This is a genomic window from Halobacillus kuroshimensis DSM 18393 (genome assembly GCF_000425705.1).
Taxonomy (GTDB): Bacteria; Bacillota; Bacilli; order Bacillales; family Halobacillaceae; genus Halobacillus; species Halobacillus kuroshimensis.
This window is the reverse complement of record NZ_AUDY01000008.1, coordinates 936,272-956,664: the sequence shown is the minus strand read 5'-3', so window position 1 is coordinate 956,664 and position 20,393 is coordinate 936,272. Positions and strand designations below refer to the sequence as shown.

Here is a 20,393-nt window from a genome sequence, read left to right as displayed (position 1 = left end):
AAATGGTTGACATGGAGCTGTTTTTCAGGGCGGTTTTGTAGGAACGGTGAACAAATCAAACTAGAAAGGTGGTGGGTGGATGTTTGAATCTATTGTCCTTCTCTGCATCCAGCGGTTTAAGGGGGAACGGACGGTATCTGGTATTTTTAATATGCTGACAGGGAAAAGATCCTCCCAGACCATGCAGGATGCCAAAGCGTATCAGCTTGATCATCTGTTCGGTATTTTTCCAGAGCTGGATCGCCGACGATTGGATACCCTGATCGACGAGATGTCTCATAGTGGAGAAATCGTTTTGAATGAGCAGAGTTTTCCGCAAATAACAGAAACCAGCCGGGAGCCGTCTACGCAGACGTTCCCGTATTTTAAGGGAATGACATGGCATGAAGTGGTCCCGGCCTTCATTGCCCGTTTAAACCTTCTCGTCCAGGCGTCTTCGAATAAAGAAGCAGGGATTCAGTCCTATGTAGCCATTGTTGACAATCCGGAAGCCCAGCTATGGGTGAAAAAGGTGTTTGCTACTTTCCAGAATAAGCTGGCCCGCCTCAACCAATCCCTGTATGAGGAACTGGAAAAGCTGCTTTCTGCTCATGATCCGGTCCAGGCTGAGCTGTTTACTCACCGCCTTACTGGTGGTGGATGGATAGGACTGACTCTGGATCAGCTTAAAGAGAAATTCAGGATGTCCAAGGAGGATGTCCTGCTGGGGCTTAGACATACGTACTATTATCTATTTCAGCGGGCAAAAATGGACCAGGATGCCTATCCTGTCCTCCATTTATGCACGCGCGGTCTTCAAGCCTCCCATCTCGTTACAGCGTCTGCAGGGAAAACCTATCAGCTTATTGCCCATGGCCTCTCCCTTGAGGAAATTGTAACTATCCGGCGGTTGAAGAAAAGCACCATACAGGATCATATTGTGGAAGCCGCCCTTGTAACTCCTGACTTTGATGTCTCCCCGTTTTTGACGGCGGATCAGGTCGTGGAGATCAATCAGAAAGCGATTGATTTGAATACCCAGCGGCTGAAGCACATACATCAGGATCTTGGAGGCGTCTATGATTATTTTGAAATCCGCCTGGCTCTGGCTCATGGGCGGAGCACGCATATAGAAAGGAAACCATTACCGTGAGTACACAGTTAGCATCAGCATTAAAAAAATATTTCGGCTTCGACCAGTTCCGGGAAGGGCAGGAGGATGTCATCCGGGATGTGATGGACGGAAACGATGTTCTGGGGATTCTTCCAACAGGCACGGGTAAATCCTTATGCTATCAACTGCCCGCAAGGCTTCTCCAAGGAACAACCATCGTTGTCTCCCCGCTTATATCCTTGATGGTCGATCAGGTGAAGCAGTTGAAGGCATCCGGATATAAATCGGTCACAGCATTGAACAGCTTTATGGATATAAAGGAAAAAAAACAAGTGATACAGAATCTTGATCGGTATGATCTTGTCTATGTTTCACCGGAAATGCTTCAAAATGAACGGCTCCAGGAGGACTTTAGACGAATGACCGTCCCTCTTTTTGTCATTGACGAAGCTCACTGCATCTCCCAGTGGGGGCACGAATTTCGTACGGATTATTTAAAACTGCACCGTATCATTGACTCTATAGGAAGCCCTCCTGTACTTGCTCTGAGTGCAACCGCTACACCTGAAGTCCAGGGAGATATCATGGAAAAATTAAACCGCCCGGGGATGATCCGCCATATCCACCCTATGGATAAACAGAACATCAGTCTGTCAGTGGAGGAAGTCCAAAGCCCCGAGGAGAAAACAGATAGAATCGTAAACATTCTCTCCCATATACACGCGCCGACGATGATCTATTTCTCCAGCCGTCAGTGGGCTGAGAAGGTAAGCTTTGTGCTGAGAGAGAAGCTCAGCCACCGAACTGCCTTCTATCACGGAGGCATGGAACAGACGGACCGTATGCTCGTTCAGCAGCAGTTTATGAGTGGACAGCTGGATGTGATCTGCTGTACAAGTGCCTTTGGCATGGGCGTGGATAAAAAAGACATCCGCCTGGTTATTCATTTTCACCTCCCGGCCCAGACCGAGTCGTTTATTCAGGAAATCGGTCGTGCGGGAAGAGACGGAAAACCTTCTGCCAGTCTCGTTTTGTTTACAAAAAAAGATCACTATCTTCCTCAAATGCTTATCCAGAGTGAGCTGCCTGAACGGGAGCAGCTGGATCTGGTCCTTGGTTATTTGAAACGGCAGGAAGGACAGGAGCTTCTGGAGGATGCGTCAATCATGGAGCAGCTTCAGCTTTCTGAATCGCAGTGGAATTTCATCAAATACCAGGCAGAAGAGCGGGGCGTGCTGAATCATGGAAAGGTTCAGCCGTTTCCCATGGATTTTGAAAGCCGTCTGCACGCGCTGCTGCGGGAGCGTTGGACCTATAAGCAGGGGAAACTTACGGAAATGCTGACATGGATTCATCATACAGGATGCCGCAGGGAAGCTTTATACCAATCTTTTCAGGACCATATCCGGCCACCTTATGTTCCATGCTGTGATGCCTGTGGTTTTTCTGTAAATCATCTAACCTTTCAGGAGTCACAGGAAACTCCGGCAGCAGAATCATGGAAGGAGCGCCTGCAGATGATTTTTCATCAGGGGCCGCCCCATGCGTAAGGCCCAGCAGGAAATGATCCAGGAAATGTCAGACAAACAGATCACCTTTCACCTTCTTTTGACGCAGATGATCATTCTGTCTGCCGCTGTCGTGGCAAGTGCATTTCTTTTTGACCCGTTTCTTTCCGAGTGGCAGGAACAATTTCATATAAATTGGCGGGACTGGTGGCTTTACGGTGTCATTCCGGGACTTATTGTCCTTCTCATTGATTTGTTTCTCATGTATGTTTTACCTGAGAGTGCTTATGATGATGGAGGAGTCAATAAAAGGGTTTTTGCGAGCCGGTCTTTTCCTGGGATTATCTTCATCACTCTGCTTGTTGCCGTAAGTGAGGAAATGCTGTTCAGGGGCGTCCTCCATCATGAGTTCGGTTATATAACAGCAAGTGTGCTGTTTGCCATTCTGCATATCCGTTACTTAAAACGGGTGGTGCTGCTGTTGTCGGTTTTATTTGTCAGTTTCTTTATCGGGTACATGTATGAAGCAACAGGAAGTCTCGCTGTTACCATTACAGCTCATTTCATCATTGATGTTGTTCTCGGTGTCTGGATCAGGCTCGGGAAATGGGGGGAGAAGCATGCATCAGACGGATAAACATGAAAACCATGAAGAAAAAGAACAGAAAGACCTCGATGTGCTGGGACTGCCGCCGCGGCAGGAGGTCCATACAAGCAGAACCGGAAGAGTCAGGTGGAAAGTCAGCACCGCCTGGATCCGTTTTTGGTTTATCGTATTCATAGTTCTCATTTGCTTTGTCTTCTCTTATCCTTTATGGGGCGAATGGCTCAAGGGGATATCTTTTCAGCCGCTGAATTTGAATGAAAAAGCGCCCTACCATGAAGAAATCACGGTGGAGCGCTGAACGGTTAAAAGAATTGTTTACGGTCCTTTTCGAATTTTAAAATCTCCACAGCTTCCCGGAAGCGCTGGGAGTGGATGACTTCGCGCTCCCTGAGAAATTTGAGACTGTCATTGAGGCACGGGTCATCGGACATATTAATGATCCATTGATAGGTGGCCCGTGCTTTTTCCTCGGCAGCTATATCCTCATACAAATCAGCGATGGGATCTCCTTTGGCTGCTATATATGTAGCTGTCCAAGGGCTCCCTGCTGCATTTTGATAATACAGAGCGTGATCGTGGTTGGCGTAATGCGCGCCAAGCCCTGCCTCTTTCATTTGTTCTGGTGTAGCATCCTTCGTCAATTTATAAATCATGGTCGCAATCATTTCAAGATGGGCAAACTCCTCTGTTCCTATATCTGTTAGTAATCCGATGACTTTATCAGGGATGGTATATCTCTGGTTCAAATAGCGGAGGGCGGCCGACAATTCCCCGTCCGCCCCGCCGTATTGTTCGATGAGATATTTGGCCAGTCTGGGGTTGCATTCCGTTACTTTAACCGGATACTGCAGTTTCTTTTCATAAAACCACATGAGATTCCTCCTAAAAGTTCAAAGATTTACAGCTGCCATGGCCAAGGGGCATCGGACCAGTTCCAAGGGTATCCGGAAAAACTGCCCCCATACTGACGGAGGGGACCGTATTTCTGCTCAAAGACGGTTTTCAAATCCCGGCTTTCCACTGCAAGCTGATTAAACTGCTGAACCGCCTGCGTATCTTCGGGATGTGTGTCCAAATAAAGCGTTAAATCAACCAGAGCGAAATCGACCATTTGAATTTTTTCCATCAAGGAATAGCGCTCCTGATCGTGGGATTGACCCTGCTTCATCCTTTTCCTCCTTTAGGTACGGGCGTCGGGTAGGGGTCATAAAGACAGGGCCATAAGGTTCCTTTGTATAAAGCTTCCTGCAGAGGATACTGCTGCAGGTTCATTGGCTGGAATCCGAGGTATAAATTAGGTGGTGTCTGGTAACACTTGGTCCTGATGGGGGGACACGGATCAAAAGGCCCGTAATAAGGGTGGTAGCACTTCACTGGTGTATACATATTTCAACACTCCCTTTGTCTCCAAAAATATATGTGTCCAAATGTTGTCCTATTCTGATTAAGGCAGGAGAACCGCCGGCTTCAGGCGAATAAGATACTGACGATAAAAGAAAGAGGTGACAGGTATGTTTGTAAAAGGGATCATGAAACCAGTTCATCAGTCATTTACAGCAGATGTAAACACCAGCTTGAAAGACGTGCTGGAACTGTTGGAGCAGAAAGACATCGAGGCTGTGCCTGTACTGGAAGGGAACCTATTCAAAGGTATGATTTCGAAGGAAATGATTTATGAATCCTGCTATAAAAAGGCCGGTGGACAGGACACGGGAACTTTCCTGGAAGAAACACCTGCAGGGGAAGCGGCCGGATATGAAGATTTCTGTATCACCAATGAAGAAGTGTTTGAACGGACACTACCTATGTTCAAGGGCTTTGCCGTACTCGCGGTGGTGGATGACCACCGAGTTTTTCAAGGGCTTGTGACACGGTATGATGTGATTGAACAATTTGAGAGTGCCTTTGGTGTAAAGAAACAAGGCATTCGGATCGCCTTTACATCAGAAGAGTCTGAGGGCCGGATTGAACGACTGGGGGATATCATCAAAAACTATCACGAAAACGTAATTTCCCTTGCTACCTTTGACGAGACGGATAAGCTGGCGAGGAGAATCGTTTTGAAAATTGAGGAAAATGATAATATAGAAGCCTTTACAAAGAAACTTGAAAAATCAGGCTTTCGAATCTTAAGTGTCAAACATGTATAATCACTGCCGCTGTGCCTATCCGGGCATAGCGGTGTTTTTTTGGATATGCTATGATGATATTTTCGTTGCGAGAATCAAGGAGGTGGGATGGAGTTGTTGATATGGATACTTGTATTGGCTGTGGCAGGACTGAGTATGCTTTTGTATATGAGGTATCTGGCTGGTAGAGATCATGTCAGGGAGGAAGTGGTGCAGACCGCCTTTGGAAATGACGAAGACCGCCTGCGTATTTTCTTTATCTCTGATATACATAACCGCCTCATTAAAGAACAAACATTAAAAAACGCCGGGAAAGTGGATGCCGTCATTATCGGTGGAGATCTGGTGGATAAGCGGACATCCATTTCTAAACTAGAGACGAACCTGAGACGTTTGAACCATTGGGAAGTACCGGTTTACTTTATACCAGGCAACAATGATCATGAACTGATCGAAGAACCGCTTACAGCCGTATTAGACAGACATCGGGTTGTAACGTTGTCCAATGAGGATGTGGAGGGAGAAGGAAAAGGAGGAACACCGTTCATAGTCACGGGTCTTGATCCTTATTTCCTGAAGCCGAGGCGGTCGGTGGAACTGGCTGATTCTTCTTGTTTCCGAATCTTATGCGTACACGATCCTTATGTATACAGTCAGATGAATGCCCAGGAAAAAAAGAAGTATGATCTCATATTGAGTGGTCATACTCATGGGGGACAGATCAGGCTGTTCGGCATGGGTCCCTATCAGCGTGGAGGATGGAGCAGGAGGGATTCTATTCCTCACCTGGTGAGTGAAGGGTACGGAACATCCCTGCTGCCGTTAAGGCTCGGGACAAGAGCAGAGTGTCACGTCATTGACATCGGTGGATATGTAAAGAATTCATCTAAAAACCTTGCATAAAGAATATACAAATTTTACACAATACGTTTGATTCCTATATAATTAAAGCAAAAGACTTACTTGGAGGCAGGCTTATGGCTACGACTAAAGCAAAATATAATATTAAAGCGGTGTCACAGATGCTGGGCATCCAGCCTGGAACACTCCGAGCCTGGGAACGTCGATACAGAATGATCCGTCCTTCGCGCAATGAAGCGGGTCATCGGCTTTATACAGATGAGCATATCAGAATATTAAAATGGTTGATGGAAAAAGTGGATAAAGGCTTTACGATATCACAGGCGGTTTCACTCCTGGAAAGCAATGAGGAAGCCGTCACCCATAATGAGCACTCGGAAAACCGCACACAGCTTGATAAAATTGGTGATCAGCTGCTGGACAGCCTTCTTTCATTTAATGAAAATGACGCCCAGCGGCATCTTGATCATGCATTCAGTCTGTTCACGCCTGAAACGGTCGCGATTGATATTATCGGCCCGATTCTCGTGAAAATCGGGGATTTGTGGGAGGAAAACAAAATCACAAGTGCTCACGAGCACTTTGCCAGCCAGTTCATCCGCTCCCGTATAGGCATGATGCTTCTTTCCATTCCATCGGACAGTATGCTTCCTAGAGCTCTGCTCGTATGCGGCCCGAATGAACGGCACGAACTGGGCCTGCTTATTTTTGCCCTCTTTTTGAAGCGGAAAGGCTATGATGTCATCTATCTCGGCCAGAGCATTGCCGGAGGGGATATCGATATCGTAATCAATGAAATTGAGCCCGCTTATATGTTCATGTCCTGTACACTAAAGAAAAACATACCGATCACGATTCGTCTGGCCGAAGCGCTTCAGCGTGAATTTCCCTCTCTTAAGATAGGTCTCGGAGGGTATGCCTATGACCGGCTGTCTGAATTGGACAAAAAACGGATTCAGCCGTTTATCGTTGGAAATTCCAAGCGTGCATGGGAACAGTGGCTGCAAACGAACTGATGGACTGGGAAATTATATTTGCCCCCGGCTTGAAATGTCGGATATAATTTGAAAAAAGGTGCCATAATGGCGCTGGTCATCATACTATATAGATAACACATCGTGACTAGGGGGGCGATCATATGCGAGTAGAGAGAATGACGAGTGAAAAGTTCAAGATTTTCCTTACTTTTGACGATTTAATGGACCGGGGCCTCTCCCGCGAGGAACTTTGGAATGATCTACCTCGCGTACACCGGATATTCAGCGATATGATGTATGACGCAGGCATAGAGCTCGGAGTAGAGCTTACAGGAGTTCTGCTCGTGCAGGTTTATCTGCTTCAGGCACAAGGCATGCTTGTCGTTGTGACAAGAACAGAGCCTGCTGATATTGAGGAAGATGACGAAGACTACCTTGAAATGAAGGTAACCCTTGATGAGAGCAAGGAAATGATGTTTTCCTTTTCTGATTTCGAACACGTCATCCAGGCCGGGATCCACCTGCATCAGCTTGGTGTGACAGGTGGAAGTATTTATCATTATGAGGATTCCTATTATATGCTCCTGGAAGATAAAGAAATAGATCACCTGGACCAGGATCAGGTCATTGCCCTGCTTTCTGAATACGCTTCAGCTACAGCCGTAACATCATATCGGCTGATTGAATATGGGAAGTTGATTATGGACAAAGATGCCTGTGGATTAATAACTAAACATTTCTCTTAATGATGAAGGAACGAGTCTTGAAGAAAAGCTCGTTCTTTTTATTTATGGATAGAAGGGCTGTTGTCAAACGTGTTACTATAAAGGTTGGCAAATCTATATCGTGGTAGGAAATGGAGTGTAGGAAATGAAGATTGCGGTTTTATATGGAGGAACCTCAGGGGAACGGGAAGTTTCCTTGTCTACTGGAAAGGGAATTATACAAGCATTGGAGAATAAAGGCCATGAGGTTACGGCCGTCGATTTTTCACCGGATCGTCTGGACCAGGTCACAGCGCTTGATGTCGACCTTGTATTCATTGGTCTGCACGGTCGCTTTGGCGAAGACGGAAGGATTCAAGGTCTTCTTGATATGAAGGGTCTTCCTTATGTTGGTTCGGGGGTGCTGGCTTCTGCTCTCGCCATGGATAAGGCTAAATCCAAGCAGATCTTTTCCCTGAACGGCTTGAACACAGCGGAGAGCGCGGCCTTCGATGTCACAGATGAGAGTCAATGGTCTTCGATTGAACATGATATCAAACAGCAGTTTCAGGTTCCATTTGTCATTAAACCGAATCAGGAAGGGTCCACACTGGGTCTGACTATCGTAAAGGATGAGGCAGATGCCGGCCGGGCTGTCAAAACAGCAGCACAGTCGGATTCTATGATTCTCGTAGAAGATTATGTAAAAGGAAGAGAAGTAACTGTACCCGTCATGGGGCGCAGAGGGGAAGAGAAGGCTCTACCGGTCATTGAAATTATTCCGAAGAATGATTATTACGATTTTGATTCAAAATATCAACCAGGTGGAAGTGAACATATCGTACCAGCTGAACTCCCGGCTGATATTACGGCGAAGCTTCAGGAAGATGCCGTACGTGCTCATCAGCTGCTGGGATGTGATGTTTATTCACGCGTGGATTTCATTATTAATGATAAAAATGAACCGGTTATTCTTGAAGTCAATACTCTGCCGGGAATGACTCCGACGAGTCTGTTTCCTGATGCTGCTCAAGAGATCGGCTTAAGTTATGATGATTTAATCCAATCGTTCGTGGATCTGTCCCAGCCTGCGTATGAGAAAAAAGTGTAATCGCTTACAACTTCTTTGTGAAAACGGATGAAAAAGCTGGTTTCGACCTTTCCAACAGGCAGCGGAACGTGTATACTATTCACTGAAAGAAGAGCCCTAATCGAATGGATGATATAGGAGGTAAATGGATGGTAGCCGATAAGCCTGCAGACAATGCAAACGAAAAAAATGACAAACTTGACGTGTTGAAATCCACGCAGACCGTGGTTAAAAAAGCACTTGATAAATTAGGATACCCCAATGAAGTATATGAATTAATGAAAGAGCCTGTCCGCATGATGACCGTAAGAATTCCTGTAAGAATGGACAACGATCAGATCAAAATCTTTACAGGGTACAGGTCCCAGCATAATGATGCTGTAGGTCCAACCAAAGGCGGCGTCCGTTTTCATCCGAATGTGTCTGAAAAAGAAGTCAAAGCGCTCTCCATCTGGATGAGTTTGAAAGCCGGTATCGTCGATCTTCCGTACGGCGGAGGAAAAGGCGGTATCGTATGTGATCCGAGGGAAATGTCCTTCCGTGAACTGGAAGGAGTCAGCCGCGGATACGTCCGGGCAATCAGCCAGATCGTAGGCCCGACGAAAGATATTCCCGCTCCCGATGTATTTACCAATTCACAGATTATGGCGTGGATGATGGATGAATACAGCCGCATTGATGAATTTAACAACCCGGGTTTCATTACAGGTAAACCGCTTGTACTCGGTGGTTCCCACGGAAGGGAAACTGCGACAGCGAAGGGCGTAACCATCTGCATTGAAGAAGCAGCCAAGAAAAAAGGCATCAATGTCGAAGGCGCAAGAGTCGTCGTTCAAGGCTTTGGTAATGCCGGAAGCTTCCTTGCGAAATTCATGCATGATAAAGGGGCTAAAGTGGTCGGTATATCGGATGCCTACGGAGGGCTTCACGATCCGGATGGTCTTGATATTGACTATCTTCTGGACCGTCGTGACAGCTTCGGCACAGTGACCAACCTGTTCAACAATACGATTACGAATGAAGAACTGCTGGAGCTTGACTGTGATATTCTTGTTCCCGCAGCTATTGAAAACCAGATTACAGAAGATAACGCCTATAACGTGAAAGCGAACATTGTCGTAGAGGCAGCCAACGGGCCAACGACACTGGAAGCAACGAGAATTCTTTCTGAGCGCGGCATCCTTCTTGTGCCGGATGTGCTGGCTTCTTCCGGGGGCGTAACTGTTTCCTACTTTGAGTGGGTACAGAACAACCAGGGATATTACTGGACAGAAGAAGAAGTGGAAGAGAAGCTTCATAAAGTCATCGTCAAAGGTTTTGACAACGTCTACCGTACATCAGAAACAAGACGTGTGGATATGAGACTGGCCGCCTATATGGTCGGAGTCCGAAAAATGGCAGAAGCATCCCGTTTCCGTGGATGGATATAACTTGATTCTATAAATGGAATCTCCTATCATGATGATGGTAGGAGATTCATTTTTTTGAAATGAACGGAAGAACGTTGTTGGAAAGAGGAGTGTTATACGTGCATCAACAAGAAAAAGCCATCATCATCGGCGGCGGTCCCTGTGGGATGAGTGCAGCTATTGAACTTCAGAAGGCTGGTATTGAACCGTTAATCATTGAAAAAGGAAATATTGTGAATTCTATTTATCATTACCCGACCCATCAAACTTTCTTCAGTTCCAGTGAAAAACTGGAAATTGGTGAAATTCCTTTTATTTCGGAAAGGCAGAAACCGGTGCGTAATGAGGCGCTTGCTTATTACCGTGCGGTTGCGGAGAGAGAGGACCTGCGGGTGCATACGTACGAAAAGGTTCAACAGGTTGAAAGAGTAACAAACGGGTTTATCATCCATACAGAAAAATCATCGGGTGAACAATCATCGTATGCAGCGGACCAGGTAATCGTTGCGACAGGCTATTATGATCAGCCGAACTTCATGGGCGTCCAGGGAGAGGAGCTTCCTAAAGTGATGCACTACTTCAAAGAGGGGCATCCCTATTACAACAAGAATGTTGTCATCATCGGTGGGAAAAACTCTGCAGCGGATGCCGCTCTGGAACTGGAAAAATCAGGTGCGCAGGTAACCGTTCTTTACCGTGGTGAAGATTATTCGAAAAGTATCAAGCCATGGATTCTCCCACAGTTTGAAGCCCTTGTGAGAAAAGGGATCGTTACCATGGAATTTTGTGCCAACGTAAAAGAAATTACTCAGGATGCCGTCCTATATGAATGCAATGGGGAAGAAAAAAGCGTGGCGAACGACTTTGTCTTTGCAATGACCGGCTATCAGCCTGACCACAGCTTCCTGACGAAAATGGGCGTGGAGATAAACGAAGAAACCGGTCGTCCATCCTTTAATGAGGACACAATGGAAACGAATGTTCCAGGCATATACATTGCCGGTGTAATCGCTGCCGGATATAACAACAATGAAATCTTTATTGAGAACGGCCGCCACCACGGCGGGAAAATCGCTGCTTCCATCGCAGCGGAATCGAAAGCGTAAAAAAACGTTCAGGCGGCTGCCTGAACGTTTTTTTCAGCTGAACATATGCTCGAGCTCTGTCATATTCGCCGTCATCTCCAGAGCCACCATTAACTTGATGCGGGCTTTTGGACCAGTCAGTCCGTTTGCGAAGATGATGCCCATATTTCTAAGCTGCCGTCCGCCTCCGGGATAGCCGTAAGTGTCCTGGACAATTCCCTGATAGCAGCGGGAAACTAGGACAACGGGAATGCCTTCCTTAATCGTTCTCTCCAGTGCTTCCATCGTTTCGGGAGGGAGGTTGCCCTGTCCGAGTGCTTCAATGATCAGGCCGTCCACACGGCTTTCGCGTACCGCATCGATTAAATCGCCGTCCATCCCTGCGTATGCTTTAATCAAAGACACACGCTTGCCTATGTTTTGGATCGGATAGGAGTCATGCCGGGTCATCTTATGGTGGAAAAAGACATCCGATTTTGTTGTAATTCCGATAGGGCCGTATTGAGGGCTCTGGAAAGTCGCAACATTACTTGTGCTCGTCTTCGTTACATTTTTGGCTGTGTGGATTTCGTCATTCATAACGACGAGGACACCTTTGTCCTGGGCTTCATCACAGCTCGCCACCTTTATGGCACTTAGCAGGTTGTAGAGCCCGTCCGCTCCTATTTCATTACTTGAACGCATCGCTCCAGTTACGACGACTGGTTTTCTTGTTTGTAAAAACAAATCCAGGAAGTAGGCTGTCTCCTCCAATGTGTCTGTTCCGTGAGTGATCACGACGCCATCATAATTTCGTTTGGCCATTTTCTCATGTACATAGCGGCCGAGTTTCAGCATATGATCGGGACGGATGTGGGGGGAAGGCAGGTAGAATAGAATGTCATCCTCAATTTCCACGCGTCCTTGAAGAACTGTCGAAATTTCCTCCAGCGGATGGCGGGAGGAGGTGTTCACTTCACCGGTTTCCTTATCTTCTTTCATCGAGATGGTTCCACCTGTATGTATAATTAAAATGCGCTTCATGAATCATCCACCAACTTTCTATATCGATAGTTCCTTTTCTTTATTCTTCATGATACGATGAATCTTAGCTGAAAGAAAGAGAGAGGGTTGATTACCTTGGCCATATTGACCGCTGCCATATCACCTGCTGTGGCCATCATGACATTCATATATTTAAGCAAGCGTATAGAACTTGAGCCTCTCCCTCTTATTATACGGATGTTTGTTATCGGCGTCATTATGGTTTTTCCCATCATGTTTATCCAGTATGCCTTTGAGACGGAACAGGTCATTACAAACCAGTTATTTGTATCCTTCTTCCTGGCAGGTCTCCTTGAGGAATTTTTCAAATGGTTCTTTCTATTGTTTGTCGCCTACAGACATTCTCATTTCGACCACCACTATGACGGCATCATTTATGGTGGAGCGGTCAGTCTCGGATTCGCGACTATCGAAAATGTTCTTTTCCTTTTTAATAAAGGCATTGAAATTGCGATGCTCCGGGCCGTCTTTCCCGTTTCTTCCCATGCCCTGTTCGGCATCATTATGGGGTATTATATGGGTAAAGCGAAGTTTACAACGGTCCATATCCGAAAGTCACTTGCTTGTGCGCTTATCATCCCTGTTGTATTACATACGATTTATGATTACATCATCACGATTCAGACGGATACATGGGCGTATTGGATCACCCCGTTTATGATCGGTTTATGGATGGTTGGGATTCGAAAAATCAGGCTCGCCAATGATCATCATGAATCCATCTATTATAGAAATCAAGAGACACCCCGTTGAGGGTGTTTTTTTACTGCCATTCACCCGCTTTCTAATCAAAGGCGACCCACAGGCATTTTTTTGGAGAAATCCATTCCAACGAGTATAGAGAACAGGCAATGTATAAAGTTGCGCGAAAGTAAAAAACTACTTCCATAACTAAATTATTGCGTCAGGGGTGTTTGGTGGATGTTATGGAAGAAAACAATGGTCGTTACTGCAGGTCTGGTTCTGCTGATATTCCCAATAGCAGATGGAACATGGAGCAAACCAGTTCATGGATTTTCCAGTCAGGTCATCCAGCAGGGGGCAACAGGCGATGATGTCATTGAACTGCAGGCAAGGCTTCAGTACCTCGGCTTTTATAATGGCGATATTGATGGTGTGTTCGGCTGGGGGACTTATTGGGGACTTCGGAATTTCCAGTATGAATTCGGATTGGAAATCGATGGCCTGGCCGGTCAGGAAGTGAAGGATAAGCTTGTCAAAGCAAGTAATTACGATGAAGGATATGTAAAAAAACAGATCCGGGAAGGTAAAGACTTCACCCATTACGGTGGCGTTCCGAAAAGCAAGCAGACGAAACAGCCTGCCGGTCAATCACCTCCATCCTCGAAACAGCCGGAAGGACAAGAGGGGGGCCAGGGCGGGGGACAGCCGGATGAGCCGACAGCCGTCAACGTTCCAAGCGGGTATTCACAAAATGATATTCAGCTTATGGCGAATGCCGTCTATGGCGAGGCCAGGGGTGAACCTTATGTAGGTCAGGTTGCTGTAGCGGCTGTCATATTGAACAGAGTTCAGAGTGCTTCGTTCCCGAATACAGCATCGGGGGTCATATTTGAACCTCGGGCGTTCACAGCTGTGGCAGACGGTCAGATCTGGCTTGAGCCGAATGATCAGGCCAAGGAAGCGGTCATGGATGCCATCAATGGATGGGATCCATCCGGACAGGCGTTGTACTACTTTAATCCGAATACCGCCACTTCAGACTGGATTTGGACAAGACCTCAAATTAAGCAGATTGGAAAACATATCTTTTGTAAATAGGAGGTGCGCGTATGATCAGGTGGTCTTTCATTGTTGTCTTAAGTATTGCCGCTGTCGGTCTTGGCGTATGGGGGTATCAGGAGAACCAAGATAAAAATGCGGTTCTTATTCAAGCGGAAAACAGTTATCAACGCGCTTTTCATGATCTTACGTTTAACATTGATCTCCTTCATGATAAGATCGGATCCAGCCTGGCTATGAATTCCAAGCAGAGTCTTTCTCCGCAGCTTGCGGACATATGGAAAATTTCTTCTGAAGCTAATTCGGATGTCGGGCAGCTGCCCTTGACGCTTCTTCCGTTTAGCAAGACAGAAGAATTTCTTTACGACGTTGGTGATTTTGCCTACCGCACAGCGGTGAGGGACTTGGAGAAAAAGCCGCTGAGTGATGAAGAGGTTAAACTCTTGGAGGAACTGCACGAAAAGTCAGGTGAGATTGAAAGCGAATTGAGGAAAGTGCAGAATGTAGTGTTGAGTGACAACCTTCGCTGGATGGATGTGGAGCTGGCGCTGGCTACGAATGATGAAGCCGGCGATAATACGATTGTCAATGGATTTAAAACGGTTGAAAAGTCGATGGACAGCTTTGAAAGCTCTGTTACAGAGGTCGGGTTTGGAAGTTCCGGGCCTGAGAAAAATTACCGGAATCTTCAAGGAGAAAACCTGACCAAGGAAGAAGCGAAGAAAACAGCTTCCAAATGGCTGGAAAAAGTGGATACCGAGAAGCTTACGCTGACGAAATCAGGAAAAGGAGCAGATGTTCCTACGTATACAGCCTCCTTTCAGGAAGGAGATAAAAACGGCTATATCGATCTTACTGAAAAAGGCGGACACCCGTTGACTATGATGATCAGCCGGGACGTCAATGACCCTGAAATAAGCCTGTATGAGGCTTCTGAGAAGGCCAAGGAGTTTGTCAGCGGATTGGATATTGACAATCTTGAACTTGTCGAGAGCAACCAGTATGACAAAATGGGTGTGTTCCGTTTCCTTTACACGAAAAACGATGTCCGCTTTTTCCCGGATGCCGTCGTTGTTAAAGTCGCCTTGGATAATGGCGAGGTCCTCGGGCTGTCGGCCAGAGATTATTACGACTATCACAAGGATCAGGATTTGAATGAGCCTGAGATTTCTCTGGAAGAAGCACGCTCCAAAGTGAATCCGAACGTGGATATCCAGGAGCATCATTTGTCTGTAATTGAAAATGATTTGAAAGAACAGGTGCTGTGTTATGAATTCCTAACTACGATGGAAAGTACGACCTATCGTATTTTCATAAATGCTTCCACAGGAGAAGAAGAAAAGGTGGAAACGTTGAAGAAAGCAGAAATGAAATTCAATCAGGAAATTTAATAGGAAAAAGACACTTTCCAACAGGAGGGTGTCTTTTTTCTTAAAACTTTATGCCTATATTCTTCCTTTTTCTTCTTGCTCATGAGATAATTTCTTTAACGTATTCATGTTGAGGGAGGGTTTTTAAATGGAGGTTTTTCCTATAGGGACATCTGTCATCTTGGAAGTGCAGGGCGGACATTCAAAAGATGTACCCGATAAGTACAGGTGCAGGCTCGTGGATATTGATCAGGACCAGGTATATATTGATTATCCCATCCATACAGAAACAGGAAAGACGGGTTTCTTTTATGAAGGGACTTCGTTTCATGCGAGTTTTGTGGGAGAAGATGATTGTGTGTACTGGTTTAAAACAGAAGTGTTGACGCGGAAAATCAAAAACATTCCGGTCATTGTCCTTTCTTTTCCGGGTATGAATGATCTTGTTCGTATTCAACGGCGTCGTTACGTGCGGGTAGATGCAGCTGTAGATGTAGCTGCGCTCTCCTCTGACTATTCCTTCACGACCGTAACCAGTGACATCAGTGGTGGCGGGATGATGTTTACGAGGCCTCCGCATCATGACATTCAACAAGGGGATGAGATGGACTTCATCATTGTGCTTCCTATGAATGCCGGAGATTATTTTTACATCCCTACAACAGGTTTGGTTGTCCGTGTAGTCCCGGCTACTTCCAGTCAAACGGCCCGTATATCCGTAGAGTTTACGGATATAGAGGAGAAAGACCGCCAGCAGATCATCCGCTACTGCTTTGAACAACAGATGAAGTGGCGGGCTAAAGCGCTGAATTAGCTTTTTAAATAGATTTTCTCCCGGGGATTGTGTTATTCTGAACAATGGTAAAAGGAGTCATTACAAGGGTAGAATCGGTTTCTACCCTGTAGTCAGGACAGATGGAGGAAATCGAACGTATGATGAACACAATGACGATTGCAATTGACGGTCCAGCGGCTGCCGGAAAGAGTACAGTAGCAAAAAAAGTCGCAGAAAAACTTTCATTCATTTATGTGGATACAGGAGCTATGTACCGTGCTCTGACATGGAAAGCTATCGAGGAGAATGTTTCGCTCGAGGATGAGGATGCTCTTTTCTCCCTTTTAAACAGAACGGATTTGAACCTTGTCCAGTCGGATGAAGGCCAGCGTATCCTCGTGGATAAGAATGATGTATCTGAACTGATCCGTACGGCAGAAGTGACCAACCAGGTATCTATTACAGCGAAGCACAGGAAAGTGCGGGAGGAAATGGTGCACCGCCAGCAGGAATTGGTTAAAGACAAAGGTGTTGTGATGGACGGGCGTGATATCGGAACCCATGTGCTTCCGGATGCGGAAGTGAAAATCTTTATGATCGCATCTGTCGACGAAAGAGCGGAGCGCCGCCATAAGGAAAATGTGGAAAAAGGATTTCCCTCAAACCTTGAGGAATTAAAAGAGGAAATCCGCCGCCGTGATGAGCTGGATTCCAACCGTGCTGTATCCCCGCTTCTCAAAGCGGATGACGCCGTTGAAGTGGATACAACTTCGATGAACATTGAAGAAGTTGTTGCCCGTATCCTGGAAATCGTGAAACAGAAAAGTCCAAAGGGGGAATAACGATGAGCCTCTATAAAATTGGTAAACTGCTCTGCGCTGTCATTTTTTATCCCCTGTACCGGATTAAGGTTGTAGGGAAGGAAAATATTCCTGCAGAAGGACCGGTTATTATCTGTTCCAATCATATTTCGAATGTAGACCCGCCTGTGGTTGGAATTACAAGCAGCCGGAATATTTACTTTCTCGCCAAAGAAGAGTTGTTTAAAAACCCTTTGATTGGGGGAATATTGAAAAAAGTCCACGCGTTCCCAATTAAGCGCGGGATGAGAGACAGGAATGCTCTCCGCAAGGGTCTGGATATTCTTAAAGAAGGTCACGCTCTCGGGTTGTTCCCTGAAGGAACGAGGCAGAAGAGCGGGGAAATCGGCGAGGGACTTGCCGGTGCCGGGTTTTTCGCCCTTCGGTCTGAAGCTGCCATCGTTCCATGTGCCATCATCGGACCTTATCAAAAGTTTAAGCGTCTGAAGGTCGTTTATGGAGAACCGATAGACATGTCGGAATATCGTGAACAGAAAGCGTCGGCCCAGGTCGTAACGGACCGGATCATGGAAGAAATCAGACAATTGCATAAAATTCATCAATGATATGGCGTAATCACTTGACAAAATGCTCTAAATATTAGAAGTTAGACAAAAGGGCATTTCTGTATTATTAGGTTGTGTCGGAAATTGAAGGAGGTAGCTTGGTATGGATGAAATGAATCAGGAAGTATCAGGAATGAAAGAATTCTCTGCAGGGGACATCGTGACTGGTAAGGTCGTGAAAATTGAAGAAAAACAAGTCCTTGTAGATGTTGGATATAAAGTCGAGGGGATTGTACCCATCAGTGAATTATCCAGCCTTCATGTTGAAAAAGCATCAGACGCAGTTAATGAAGGGGACGAACTGACCCTGCAGGTAAAGAAAGTGGAAGACGATGAAATCGTACTTTCCAAGCGTGCAGTAGACGCCGATAAGGCGTGGCAGGATCTTGAGGCTAAATTCGAAAGTGGAGAAATCTTCGAAGCAGAAGTCAAGGACGTGGTAAAAGGCGGTCTTGTTGTTGATATCGGTCTTCGTGGATTTATTCCAGCTTCTCTTGTTGAAACGTATTATGTGGAAGATTTTGAAGACTACAAAGGGAAAACACTTTCTCTTAAAGTGGTTGAGCTTGATCGTGAGCAGAACCGTGTCATTCTTTCTCACCGTGCGGTCGTGGAAGAAGAGGAATCAGCCAAGAAGCAGGAAGTTCTTCAATCTCTTGAGGAAGGACAGGTCATCGAAGGTACAGTACAGCGCCTGACTGACTTTGGCGCGTTTGTAAACCTTGGAGGTATTGACGGTCTTGTACATATCTCCCAGCTTTCCCACCAGCATGTGGAGAAAGCGGCAGATGTGGTTGAAGAAGGCCAGTCCGTGAAGGTTAAAGTGCTTTCTGTTGACCGCGACAATGAAAGAATTTCTCTTTCCCTTAAAGCTACTCAGCCGGGACCTTGGCACGATATCCAGAATAAGGTGAACTCTGGAGAAACTCTTGAAGGTACGGTACGCCGCCTTGTAAGCTTCGGCGCTTTTGTCGAAGTTTTCCCTGGAGTAGAAGGTCTTGTGCATATCTCTCAAATTTCCAACCGCCATATCGGTACGCCGGATGAGGTGCTCGAAGAAGGACAAACCGTTCAAGTGAAAGTTCTGGATGTGGATGAAGGGGCTAAACGCCTTTCCCTAAGCATGAAAGAACTGGAGCGTGATGAAACGCGCGCGGATATTGAACAATATGAAAGAGAAGAAGACAATTCCGGCTTTTCTCTAAGCGATATGATTGGTGACAAGCTGGATAAATACAAAAAATAAATCGTACGTGGTGATGGATATGAGTAGATCGAAAAGAAAAATTGATCATATCCGCCATGCTTTAGGTCATGAACGGGCTCCTTATAACCATTTTGATGATATGAATATCGTTCATCAAAGTCTGGCCCGTTTGGATTTCAATCAAATCACGTTAACGGCAGAAGCAGGGGAACTTAAATTAAGTTCCCCTCTTTTTGTTAATGCCATGACCGGTGGAGGCGGAGAAAAGACAAGAGAAATCAATCGCGATCTTGCTATTGCAGCAAGGGAAACCGGTATAGGAATGGCTGTCGGTTCCCAGATGTCTGCAATCAAAAGGCCGGAAGAACGATCAACCTATGAAGTCGTAAGAGAAATGAACCCGGAAGGGGTGGTATTCGCCAATGTGGGCAGTGAGGCATCATTGCAGCAGGCGGAAGAAGTTGCCAACATGATTGAGGCGAATGCGCTGCAGATCCACATCAACACCCTGCAGGAATTAATCATGCCGGAAGGTGACAGGGACTTTACTTCCCGGATGTCCAATATTCAGAAAATCGTAAACGGGTTGGATCTTCCTGTGGTCGTCAAGGAAGTCGGCTACGGCATGTCGATGGAAACGGCACAAACGCTCTATGATATCGGGGTGCGTTACATAGATGTCGGCGGCCGGGGGGGTACCAACTTCTCACGAGTGGAAAACCTGAGGAGGGAAAAACCTTTCTCTTCCTTTAATAATTGGGGGATACCTACACCAGCCTCTATTCTCGAGGCGCGGAGCAGCCAGGACCTGCATGTATTCGCTTCAGGCGGCATCAGGCATGGACTGGATGGGGCGAAAGCTTTGGTTCTTGGAGCCTGCGGATTCGGGATGGCAGGCTCTCTATTAAAAGTTCTTATGGAGGAAGGCAGAGAAGCGTTGATAGAGGAAATTCATCATATCCACGAGGAATTGAAAATGGCTATGATGCTTTTAAACGCCTCCAGCCCGGAAGAACTTTCTGGTAAGCCTTATGTTCTGACAGGAGAAACAAAAGCATGGCAGGAGCAGAGGATTACGAATGGCCGCTGGTAATCTCCGGGGCTGCCTCGAATAGGACGGCAGCCTTATTTTTATGGAGGCTCTTTCAATAAGGCCGTTGAGCGTGATGGAACGAATGACTTTATCATGGAAAAAGTTTTTCAGCCCGGTATACATCCTGTTTCAGAAGTCTGTGGGTATGGCTCTGCCCTGTTCTATCTTTAAAATAATAGCAGATGACCCCGGGGTTACCCGCAGGAAAGACCTATGACAGTTAAGTCATAGGTCTTTTTTTGTGCTCCACGTTTAAAGCCGTCCAAAACCCT

General features: G+C 46.2%; 23 protein-coding genes. 19 read left to right on the top strand and 4 right to left on the bottom strand.

Features of this window, described 5'->3' with window-relative positions; translation table 11 throughout:
* The first annotated feature begins 79 nt into the window (after positions 1–79).
* The 4 genes from H615_RS0106870 to H615_RS0106855 are packed head-to-tail and all read left to right on the top strand — an operon-like array spanning position 80 to position 3,506.
* Positions 80–1,132 carry a YpbB family protein gene (locus H615_RS0106870; protein WP_027954455.1) on the top strand — a complete coding sequence of 351 codons (1,053 nt, stop codon included), beginning with the start codon at positions 80–82 and terminating at the stop codon, positions 1,130–1,132.
* On the top strand, positions 1,129–2,643 hold the full coding sequence (locus H615_RS0106865; RefSeq protein WP_156896450.1) for a RecQ family ATP-dependent DNA helicase: 1,515 nt from the start codon (positions 1,129–1,131) through the stop codon (positions 2,641–2,643). Before H615_RS0106870 ends, H615_RS0106865 begins: the two co-directional genes overlap by 4 nt.
* Entirely contained in the window at positions 2,636–3,238 is a 603-nt protein-coding gene (locus H615_RS0106860) for a CPBP family intramembrane glutamic endopeptidase (protein WP_027954453.1), read from the top strand. The genes H615_RS0106865 and H615_RS0106860 overlap by 8 nt, the downstream gene beginning before the upstream one ends.
* Positions 3,222–3,506 (top strand): hypothetical protein, encoded by a 285-nt coding sequence (locus H615_RS0106855; RefSeq protein ID WP_027954452.1) that lies wholly within the window; start codon positions 3,222–3,224, stop codon positions 3,504–3,506. The genes H615_RS0106860 and H615_RS0106855 overlap by 17 nt, the downstream gene beginning before the upstream one ends.
* 4 nt (positions 3,507–3,510) lie before the next feature.
* Here the strand turns inward: H615_RS0106855 and H615_RS0106850 are convergent, their stop codons facing one another.
* From H615_RS0106850 to H615_RS0106840, 3 genes are read right to left on the bottom strand one after another with little or no spacing between them, the layout of a single operon-like run.
* On the bottom strand, positions 3,511–4,080 hold the full coding sequence (locus H615_RS0106850; protein ID WP_027954451.1) for a manganese catalase family protein: 570 nt from the start codon (positions 4,078–4,080) through the stop codon (positions 3,511–3,513).
* Between the two features lie 26 nt (positions 4,081–4,106).
* Positions 4,107–4,376, bottom strand: coding sequence for a spore coat protein CotJB (locus H615_RS0106845; RefSeq protein WP_027954450.1), 270 nt, complete (start codon positions 4,374–4,376; stop codon positions 4,107–4,109).
* Positions 4,373–4,594 carry a spore coat associated protein CotJA gene (locus tag H615_RS0106840; protein WP_027954449.1) on the bottom strand — a complete coding sequence of 74 codons (222 nt, stop codon included), beginning with the start codon at positions 4,592–4,594 and terminating at the stop codon, positions 4,373–4,375. The genes H615_RS0106845 and H615_RS0106840 overlap by 4 nt, the downstream gene beginning before the upstream one ends.
* A gap of 125 nt (positions 4,595–4,719) precedes the next feature.
* Between H615_RS0106840 and H615_RS0106835 the strand changes: the two genes are divergently transcribed.
* From H615_RS0106835 to H615_RS0106805, 7 genes are all read left to right on the top strand, one after another.
* A complete protein-coding gene (locus H615_RS0106835) occupies positions 4,720–5,358 on the top strand; it encodes a CBS domain-containing protein (RefSeq protein ID WP_027954448.1) in 639 nt (212 codons plus the stop codon).
* 93 nt (positions 5,359–5,451) lie between these two features.
* Positions 5,452–6,240, top strand: coding sequence for a metallophosphoesterase (locus H615_RS0106830; RefSeq protein ID WP_169516184.1), 789 nt, complete (start codon positions 5,452–5,454; stop codon positions 6,238–6,240).
* A gap of 74 nt (positions 6,241–6,314) precedes the next feature.
* The gene (locus tag H615_RS0106825) at positions 6,315–7,214 is read left to right on the top strand and encodes a MerR family transcriptional regulator (protein ID WP_027954446.1); all 900 of its coding nucleotides are present in this window, start codon (positions 6,315–6,317) and stop codon (positions 7,212–7,214) included.
* Positions 7,215–7,336: 122 nt separating this feature from the next.
* Positions 7,337–7,921, top strand: coding sequence for a genetic competence negative regulator (locus tag H615_RS0106820; protein ID WP_027954445.1), 585 nt, complete (start codon positions 7,337–7,339; stop codon positions 7,919–7,921).
* Positions 7,922–8,045: 124 nt separating this feature from the next.
* Positions 8,046–8,990, top strand: a complete 945-nt coding sequence (locus tag H615_RS0106815; protein WP_027954444.1) for a D-alanine--D-alanine ligase — start codon at positions 8,046–8,048, stop codon at positions 8,988–8,990.
* A 128-nt stretch (positions 8,991–9,118) separates the two neighbouring features.
* Positions 9,119–10,399, top strand: coding sequence for a Glu/Leu/Phe/Val family dehydrogenase (locus tag H615_RS0106810; RefSeq protein ID WP_027954443.1), 1,281 nt, complete (start codon positions 9,119–9,121; stop codon positions 10,397–10,399).
* 146 nt (positions 10,400–10,545) lie between these two features.
* Entirely contained in the window at positions 10,546–11,484 is a 939-nt protein-coding gene (locus H615_RS0106805) for a YpdA family putative bacillithiol disulfide reductase (protein WP_244877731.1), read from the top strand.
* Between the two features lie 33 nt (positions 11,485–11,517).
* On the opposite strand, the gene H615_RS0106800 is transcribed toward H615_RS0106805, so the two are convergent.
* Positions 11,518–12,486, bottom strand: coding sequence for an asparaginase (locus H615_RS0106800; RefSeq protein ID WP_084163027.1), 969 nt, complete (start codon positions 12,484–12,486; stop codon positions 11,518–11,520).
* Positions 12,487–12,582: 96 nt separating this feature from the next.
* Between H615_RS0106800 and prsW the strand changes: the two genes are divergently transcribed.
* The 8 genes from prsW to fni all read left to right on the top strand — a co-directional run bounded on the left by prsW (position 12,583) and on the right by fni (position 20,121).
* The gene (prsW, locus tag H615_RS0106795) at positions 12,583–13,260 is read left to right on the top strand and encodes a glutamic-type intramembrane protease PrsW (RefSeq protein ID WP_027954440.1); all 678 of its coding nucleotides are present in this window, start codon (positions 12,583–12,585) and stop codon (positions 13,258–13,260) included.
* A gap of 168 nt (positions 13,261–13,428) precedes the next feature.
* Complete coding sequence (gene sleB / locus H615_RS0106790) at positions 13,429–14,289, top strand: spore cortex-lytic enzyme (protein ID WP_027954439.1); 861 nt, start codon at positions 13,429–13,431, stop codon at positions 14,287–14,289.
* 11 nt (positions 14,290–14,300) lie between these two features.
* Complete coding sequence (gene ypeB / locus H615_RS0106785; RefSeq protein WP_027954438.1) at positions 14,301–15,641, top strand: germination protein YpeB; 1,341 nt, start codon at positions 14,301–14,303, stop codon at positions 15,639–15,641.
* A gap of 127 nt (positions 15,642–15,768) precedes the next feature.
* Positions 15,769–16,434, top strand: coding sequence for a flagellar brake protein (locus H615_RS0106780; RefSeq protein ID WP_027954437.1), 666 nt, complete (start codon positions 15,769–15,771; stop codon positions 16,432–16,434).
* A gap of 119 nt (positions 16,435–16,553) precedes the next feature.
* Positions 16,554–17,237 (top strand): (d)CMP kinase, encoded by a 684-nt coding sequence (gene cmk / locus H615_RS0106775; protein ID WP_027954436.1) that lies wholly within the window; start codon positions 16,554–16,556, stop codon positions 17,235–17,237.
* A 2-nt stretch (positions 17,238–17,239) separates the two neighbouring features.
* Positions 17,240–17,821 (top strand): lysophospholipid acyltransferase family protein, encoded by a 582-nt coding sequence (locus H615_RS0106770; RefSeq protein WP_027954435.1) that lies wholly within the window; start codon positions 17,240–17,242, stop codon positions 17,819–17,821.
* A 103-nt stretch (positions 17,822–17,924) separates the two neighbouring features.
* On the top strand, positions 17,925–19,067 hold the full coding sequence (rpsA, locus tag H615_RS0106765; RefSeq protein ID WP_027954434.1) for a 30S ribosomal protein S1: 1,143 nt from the start codon (positions 17,925–17,927) through the stop codon (positions 19,065–19,067).
* A gap of 19 nt (positions 19,068–19,086) precedes the next feature.
* Positions 19,087–20,121 (top strand): type 2 isopentenyl-diphosphate Delta-isomerase, encoded by a 1,035-nt coding sequence (fni, locus tag H615_RS0106760; protein WP_027954433.1) that lies wholly within the window; start codon positions 19,087–19,089, stop codon positions 20,119–20,121.
* Positions 20,122–20,393: the final 272 nt, after the last annotated feature.